The sequence below is a fragment of the Pengzhenrongella sp. genome, assembly GCF_036565025.1.
Classification (GTDB): Bacteria; Actinomycetota; Actinomycetes; order Actinomycetales; family Cellulomonadaceae; genus Pengzhenrongella.
Genome location: NZ_DATCNW010000040.1, coordinates 1 through 6,703 on the forward strand (window position 1 = coordinate 1; position 6,703 = coordinate 6,703).

Consider the following 6,703-nt stretch of genomic DNA (forward strand, 5'->3'; position numbering starts at 1 on the left):
TCTCGACGGTGAACAGGACGCTGCCCACCGCCAGCGCACCCGCCGCGACGGTCAGCCAGAAGGCCCATGACGTGACCAGCTCGCGACGACGCGGGACCGCCAGGAGGTCCGAGCGCAGCAGCGCCACGACCCGCGAGTGCAGCCAGAGCCAGCCGAGCCCGAGTCCGAGGAGCACGAGCAGCGGGACGTACAGGTAGTTGATGCTCTGCAGCACGTAGTCCTGGGACGAGAAGCCGAACAGGCTCACGTCGATACCCATGGCGCGTGCCTGGGCGAAGCTGCGCGCCCATCCGAAGTAGAACAGCACGGCGGTGACCAGCGTGAGGATCGCGCCGAGTCCGCCGAGCACGGAGAACACATCCTGTCGGGTGACCCCGCGAGGCTCCGCAGTCTCGGGCGAGTCGGTCACGAGGTCGACGTGTCGTCGGACGGGGACTGCGTGCCGGGGGACGTCGAACCCGACCCACCGTTGCCCGGCACGTCCACGCTTGTGGTCAGTGGCCCGCGGCCGGTGGTGAACGCGATCTGGGCGGTGTGCGGGTCGCTCTGCTGGGGAACCAGGACAGTGAGCGTGTTGACCCCGGCGCCAGGACCCGAGTCGTCGGCAAAGTCCTCCGGCGGCTGCCCGTCCACGGTGACGTCCGCGGCTGTCCCGCTACCGGAGTAGACGACGGCGACGGGGACCTGGTTCGCCCCGGAGATCGGGGAATCCGAGTCGCTGAGCACCGAGACGTCGTAAACCCGGCTCTGGCACGGCGACACCGTCGAACTTTCGGGAAAGGAGACGTTCGGTTGGCGATCCGGGTTGTCGGCGTGCCAGCTCAGCGCCGCGCTCAGCATCGTCGCGAGCTCGTCGTTCAGGCACGCCTGGTACGCATTCTCCGGAGACGGCGGCGCGGGGACCGTGGTCGTCGTCGGCCACTGGCCGCCGGCAGTGATCGCCCGGCAGACGGCGGCCGCGACGGCCCAGAAGTCCCCACCGACCGGGTTGTCCGGCGCGCAGCGCGGCGCGGCGCCGGACGAACCGGCGAGGGCTGCGTACTGCTCCGGGATCGGTGGATCCGTGGGTCCCCACGGCAGGTAGGCGAAGCCGTCGTCTCCGCCCTTGTTGCTGCCTCCACCCCCGCCGCCCGACCCGCTCTGGTCCGAGCTCGCCCCAGAACCGCTGCCGGTCGCCGAAGACGACGCGCTCGCTTCGCCCGAGCCGCCCTGGCCCGGACCGCTGCAGGCGGCCAATGACGCCACCAGGACGATCGACACGAGCACGAGGCGCCCGGCTGAGATCGGGCCGCGCAGGCTGGCTGGGGTCATCGGACCCTCCCGTTCCGCGTGGCCGCGCGACCTCCGCCCCCGGCTGGCAACGCAGCGGACGCGCATGGCGCTGCGCGGGACCATCGTGGGCGGCACGGCGTTACCGGCGCGTTACTGGCTCGCTGTCACGCGCGCGGCCCTGGATCGCTTCGACAATCTCGCCGCAGTAATCTTCAGAACGTGGCTGAGCCGAGTGCGGTCGAGGTCCTGCGCGTGCGGGTGCGCGGTCGCGTGCAGGGCGTCGGCTTTCGCTGGTGGACCTCCGACCAGCTCGACCGGCTGGGCCTGACCGGATCCGCGCGGAATCTCGACGACGGAAGCGTCGAGGTCGTCGCACGCGGCGACCGGGCCGCGCTCGAGGACCTGCTTGCGATCCTGCGCGGGAGGCACGCCCCGGGGCGGGTCGACTCGGTCGAGGTTGAGTCGAGCAGCCACCGGGCGTGAGCGGTCGCCCGGCAACAGAGCCCGCAGCGGACCAGCAGGACCGCGAGGACGCTGAATGCGCGGTCTACCCGACGGCCGATGCAGACCGGACCCCGCCCTCGACCCTACTCGACGTCCCGAGCAGCCGCAGCCCCGACTCCGACGGCGTGCCGGGTCCCGCCGTGTAGGTCATCAGCCGGTGCCCGCCGGCGTCGGGCAGGTGCAGGATCTCGAACTCGAGCTCGAGCGCGCCGACGACAGGGTGGCGCAGGTGCTTCGTGCCGGACACGCAGCTGCGGACCGGGTGCTTGGACCACAGGGCCGCGAACTCGTCGCTCTTCAGCACCAGCTCGCCGACGAGCGCGGCGAGCTCGACGTCAGCGCGGAACTGGCCGGCGACCAGGCGCAACGACGCGACGGCGCGTGCCGCCTCCTCCTCCCACCGGGGGTACAGCTCGCGCGTGTGGTGGTCGAGGAACAGCATCCGGGCCAGGTTCGGCCGATCGGCCGGACGTCCGGGCGCCTCGACGTCGACGTGGCCGGCCACCAGCAGGTGGCCGAGCCGGTTCCACGCCAACACCTCGGTGCGCCGTCCCAGCACGACCGCCGGCACGTCGGTCATCGCGGTGAGCAGGCGCACCGTGCCGGGGCGGGCCAGGTCGGGCCGCGCGGCGCGGCGACGCTTCGTGCGGGCGGGCCGCGCGAGGTCGTGGAGGTGGCCGCGCTCGTCGTCGTCCAGGGAAAGCGCCGAGGCGAGCGCGTCGATGACCGACTCGGAGGCGTTGGTGCTCTGCCCCTGCTCGAGGCGGGTGTAGTAGGTCGCGCTGACGCCGGCGAGCTGAGCGAGCTCCTCGCGGCGCAGGCCCGGGACGCGCCGCGCACCGTAGGAGACGAGACCGACCCCCTCGGGCGTGAGCCGGGCGCGGCGGCTGCGCAGGAAGTGTCCGAGCGTTCCGGCGGGCGGCGGCTCGGGGATGCGCATGGCGCCCATTGTGACCGGTGCCCGGCGCGCTGCCTGACCCTGTCGGTGCTAGGCAGCGCGCTGGCTGGCAGGGCAGGGATCTGGCTGACGGCATCCCGCGCGCCGAGGGTGGTCGGCGGACGGCCGAGCCCGTCCGCCGCCGACCCCGGAAGGACCCCCACGACATGACCGACCTCGACCAGGCGACAACGCCGACCGACGCTGCACCGACCGACGACCCACGGCCCGACACCGCGCGCCGGCCACGAATCACGGGCCGCGAGCGTCTCGTGCTCGCCGTGCTGCTCACCGCGAGCTTCACCCTGGCGGTCGACTTCTCGGTGCTGAACGTCGCGCTGCCGGCGATCGGCGCCGACGTCGGGTTCTCACTGGCGAACCTGCAATGGGTGGCGACGTCGTTCGCACTGTGCGCCGCGGGCTTCACCCTGCTGTTCGGCCGCGTCGCCGACCTGGTCGGTCGCCGCCGCCTGTTCCTGATCGGCATCGCCCTGCTCGGGCTGTCGTCGCTGCTCGGCGGGCTCGCGACGACGCCCGCCATGCTGATCGTCGCGCGCGTCGCGCAGGGCCTCGCGACGGCCGCGGTGACGCCCGCTGCGCTGTCCCTGCTGACCACCTCCTTCCCGCAGGGCCCGCGGCGCGAGCGCGCCCTGGGCCTCAACGGCGCCCTGATGGCGGCCGGCTTCACCACCGGCGCGATCCTCGGCGGGGTCCTCACCGACCTGCTCAGCTGGCGGTGGGCGTTCTACCTCAATGTGGCCGTCGCGCTCGTCGTCCTGGTGGTGGCGCCCGCCGTCCTGACGGAGAGCCGGCCGGCGCGCCGCGCACGCCTGGACGTCCCCGGCGCGATGACCGTCACTCTCGGGCTGCTCGCCGTCGTGTACGGGCTCACCGCCGCGGGCCAGATGTCGTGGGGAGCGCCGGGTGCGTACTGTCCGCTGCTGGTGGGCCTCGCGCTGCTTGGCCTGTTCGTGCTGATCGAGACCCGGGTCGCCGACCCGATGGTGCCGATCCGGATCCTGGCCCGGCGCACGGTCGCCTGGGGCAACGTCGCGGGCCTGCTCGCGTTCGTCACCGAGACGTCGCTGGTCTTCCTGCTGACCCTGTACCTGCAGAAGGTGCTCGGCTACTCCCCGCTGGCCGCGGGCCTCGCCTTCGCCGTGCTGGGCGCCGGGACCGTGCTCGGTGGGTTCGCCGCGCCCCGGGTGATCGGCGCGATCGGCGCGCGACGGGCGATCGTCGTCGGCCTCGTGGTCCAGGGCGCCGCGACCACCCCGCTGATCTTCCTCGGCCAGCAGCCGGGCTGGATCTACCTGCTGCTGGTCGCGACCTTCGTCGGCGGCGTGGCGAACCTGGTCGCGATCGTCGCGTTCATGGTCACCGCGACCACCGGGCTGCCCGACGACGAGCAGGGGTTGGCCGCCGGTCTGGCCACCATGAGCCAGCAGGTCGGCATCACGCTCGGCATCCCGGTGATGTCCGCGGTGGTCGCCGCGCAGATCCACCTCTCGGGAGCGCGCGGCCCGAGTGCGATGCTGCACGGGGTGAGCACCGCCATCACGGTGAACGCCGCCCTGTGCCTGGTCGCGGCCGGCCTGGTCGCCGTGTTCCTCCGGCGGACGACGACGGCGAACGCGTGAACCTGACAGAGTTGTCTGGCCGAGGGCACGACCGAGATCGGCGCGGGTGTGCTTGCCGCCGGGCCCCGCTGAGCATCGGGTGCGGATCGCAGTCACGTTGAATGGGAGGTCCATGATCAAGGTGATGGACCAGCGCGGTCTGCTGGCGCGGCTCCTCGCGCTCGGCCGGCAGTACCCGCTCGGTGGCTTCTTCGCCGGCATCCGCAAGCGGTTCGGCGCTGCACGCAACTGAGCGCTCCGCTGACCGCCGGCAGCTGCCCTGCTACGACCCGGTGAGCCGAAGAATTCTCGCCGCCTCGAGCTCGAGCTCCTCGAGGCGGGCCGTGAAGGCGAGATAGATGAGGCTGTCCAATGCGATGTAGAGGCGGTAGCAAAGGAGACGTTCGTGAAGGTGGGGCACGGACAGCCCGATGCGTCCATAGTGCCGCGTCGCTTCGGCCTCCCAGTCGATGCCACGCATCGCGGGGAACTCTGGCGCCCACTGCACGAACCACGCCAGGTCGTACACAAAGTCACCGTAGACAGCATTTCCCCAGTCGAAGACCGCACTGATCCGACCGTTGGTCACCATGACGTTCCTGTTCAGCAGGTCGCCGTGGACGAGGTGGCGGCCCTCCGGGCAGTACCGGACCAGCTCGCCGAGGTGCTCGCCCGCCGTGCGGAACGCGGCGATCGCGGCGGGTGACGACTCCAGGTGCCGCCGCCAACCCGCGATGCGGCTGGTGGGGACGTCCTCGGCGCTCGCCAGCGCGAGCACATACTCGCGCCAGGTGTGGTGGGGCGCGTTCCCCGCGGTCGCGTCCCACCCGCCATAGCCGCGGGTGGCGGACAGATCGGCCATGCGGGCGGCGTCGAGCATCTCGAGAACGGACGGGACCACCTGCTGCATGGCACCGGGGTCGAGCTCGTCGAGCATCACACCGAAGGCTCGTTCTGAGACGGCAAAATGGCCATCGAATGCTCGGCCGATCTCGAGAACTCTCGGTATGGGCAGCGCATTGGCGCTGAATCCGGCAGCCAGCTGGTCTTTCCCGAAGTCTTCGCGGTGGGCGCCGAGGCGCAGCACGAAGTCGCTGCCGGCCCGGCGGAAGGAAAAGGCCTCGGACCAGACGCCCGCGCCGAGGACCGCCACGCCGTCGATCGTTTCCTGGTAGTGCTCCTCGAGAAACACGGTGGCCTGGCGGGTGGTGAAAGGCATTGAAGTTCCTCGCTGATCGCTGATCGCCGGTCCGATCGGCGGCGCGCCGGAACTAGAGTCGCGGGTGTGCCGAAGGACAGTCAGGTCACCCAACCCGCCCGCGCGGGTCGGGCACAAGTCCTTTCCCTGACGCTCGACCCGTCGACGCTCTCGGTGCCCGTCGGTGGCGCCCTCGTCGTGTGGTGCCCGAGCCTCGAGCACGATGTCGCCGTCGCCGTGAGCCCGGTAGCTGAGCGCGAGCGGGTCGCCCGGCTGCGCCGACCCGAAGACCGTGCCCGTTCTCTGACAGGTGCCTGGTTGCTCCGGCAGGTCGCGGCCGCGGCGCTCGGCGTCGACCCCGCGCAGGTCGCGATCGACCGGGCGTGCGACTGCGGGCGGCAGCACGGGCGCCCGCACGTCACGGCGGCGCCGGGCTACCGGGCCGACGGCGGTTCGCCTGACCGAGCCGTCGACCTGTCCCTCACGCATGCGGGCTCCGTCGTCGGAGTCGCCTGCGCCCTGCGCGGCCGGGTCGGTCTTGACGTCGAACCTCGCGCCGCGTTCGATAGCGAGCGCGCCGGGGAGGTGCTCGACACAGCCGCGACCCCCGAGGAGCAAGCCCGAGCGCGGTCCGAGCCCGACGTCGCCCTGGCTGCCGGGCGGCTGTGGGTGCGCAAGGAGGCCGTCCTCAAGGCAACAGGTCACGGCCTGACCCAGGATCCGCGGACCCTCTCCCTCGACCCGGTGAGCGGCGATCTCACCGGCTGGCCGTTCCCCGAGCCGGTCACCTCGGTGCACGTGCGCGACGTTGATCCCGACAGCGCTCACCTTGGCGCGCTCGCGCTGATCGAACCGGTAGGAACCCTCAGAAGTCCGACCGAAGCGCGTCGAGCGGCACCGCTCGTGCGGGTCCTGCGGGTGCTGCCCGACATCGGCTGACGCAGCCTGCGCCATCCACCATCCACCGAGCGTCACGAGACGCCGGCCGAGAGTTGGCCCGCGCCCGTCGAGAAGTCGATATTCGCCCATCCTGGCGCCTTGGGATGGGCGGAAATCGACTTCTCGACGGAGGGTTGGCGGCTGAACGCCTATGGCATCGGACACCATTGCCGAGAATCTCCGGAACGTCCGGTAATCCACCCCCAGGCAGCCATTTCGTGAGCCTATCCACAG

General features: G+C 71.7%; 6 protein-coding genes and 1 pseudogene. 3 read left to right on the forward strand and 4 right to left on the reverse strand.

From position 1 onward, the window contains the following. Nucleotides 1-409 (reverse strand): annotated as a pseudogene (locus VIM26_RS02065) (hypothetical protein); the annotation flags it as partial. Further along, nucleotides 406-1,311 carry a hypothetical protein gene (locus tag VIM26_RS02070; RefSeq protein WP_331948657.1) on the reverse strand — a complete coding sequence of 302 codons (906 nt, stop codon included), beginning with the start codon at nucleotides 1,309-1,311 and terminating at the stop codon, nucleotides 406-408. The gene VIM26_RS02070 and the pseudogene VIM26_RS02065, both read right to left, overlap by 4 nt. A gap of 180 nt (nucleotides 1,312-1,491) precedes the next feature. Between VIM26_RS02070 and VIM26_RS02075 the strand changes: the two genes are divergently transcribed. Further along, nucleotides 1,492-1,755 (forward strand): acylphosphatase, encoded by a 264-nt coding sequence (locus tag VIM26_RS02075; protein ID WP_331948658.1) that lies wholly within the window; start codon nucleotides 1,492-1,494, stop codon nucleotides 1,753-1,755. Nucleotides 1,756-1,819: 64 nt separating this feature from the next. On the opposite strand, the gene VIM26_RS02080 is transcribed toward VIM26_RS02075, so the two are convergent. Further along, nucleotides 1,820-2,716: a helix-turn-helix transcriptional regulator gene (locus VIM26_RS02080; protein WP_331948659.1), complete on the reverse strand. Its 897-nt coding sequence runs from the start codon at nucleotides 2,714-2,716 to the stop codon at nucleotides 1,820-1,822. A 248-nt stretch (nucleotides 2,717-2,964) separates the two neighbouring features. Between VIM26_RS02080 and VIM26_RS02085 the strand changes: the two genes are divergently transcribed. After that, nucleotides 2,965-4,353 (forward strand): MFS transporter, encoded by a 1,389-nt coding sequence (locus tag VIM26_RS02085; protein ID WP_414696431.1) that lies wholly within the window; start codon nucleotides 2,965-2,967, stop codon nucleotides 4,351-4,353. 262 nt (nucleotides 4,354-4,615) lie between these two features. Here VIM26_RS02085 and VIM26_RS02090 read toward each other — a convergent pair whose 3' ends face one another. Continuing rightward, on the reverse strand, nucleotides 4,616-5,551 hold the full coding sequence (locus VIM26_RS02090) for an aminoglycoside phosphotransferase family protein (RefSeq protein WP_331948661.1): 936 nt from the start codon (nucleotides 5,549-5,551) through the stop codon (nucleotides 4,616-4,618). A gap of 66 nt (nucleotides 5,552-5,617) precedes the next feature. Between VIM26_RS02090 and VIM26_RS02095 the strand changes: the two genes are divergently transcribed. Beyond that, on the forward strand, nucleotides 5,618-6,469 hold the full coding sequence (locus VIM26_RS02095) for a 4'-phosphopantetheinyl transferase family protein (RefSeq protein ID WP_331948662.1): 852 nt from the start codon (nucleotides 5,618-5,620) through the stop codon (nucleotides 6,467-6,469). The last annotated feature ends 234 nt before the right edge of the window (nucleotides 6,470-6,703 follow it).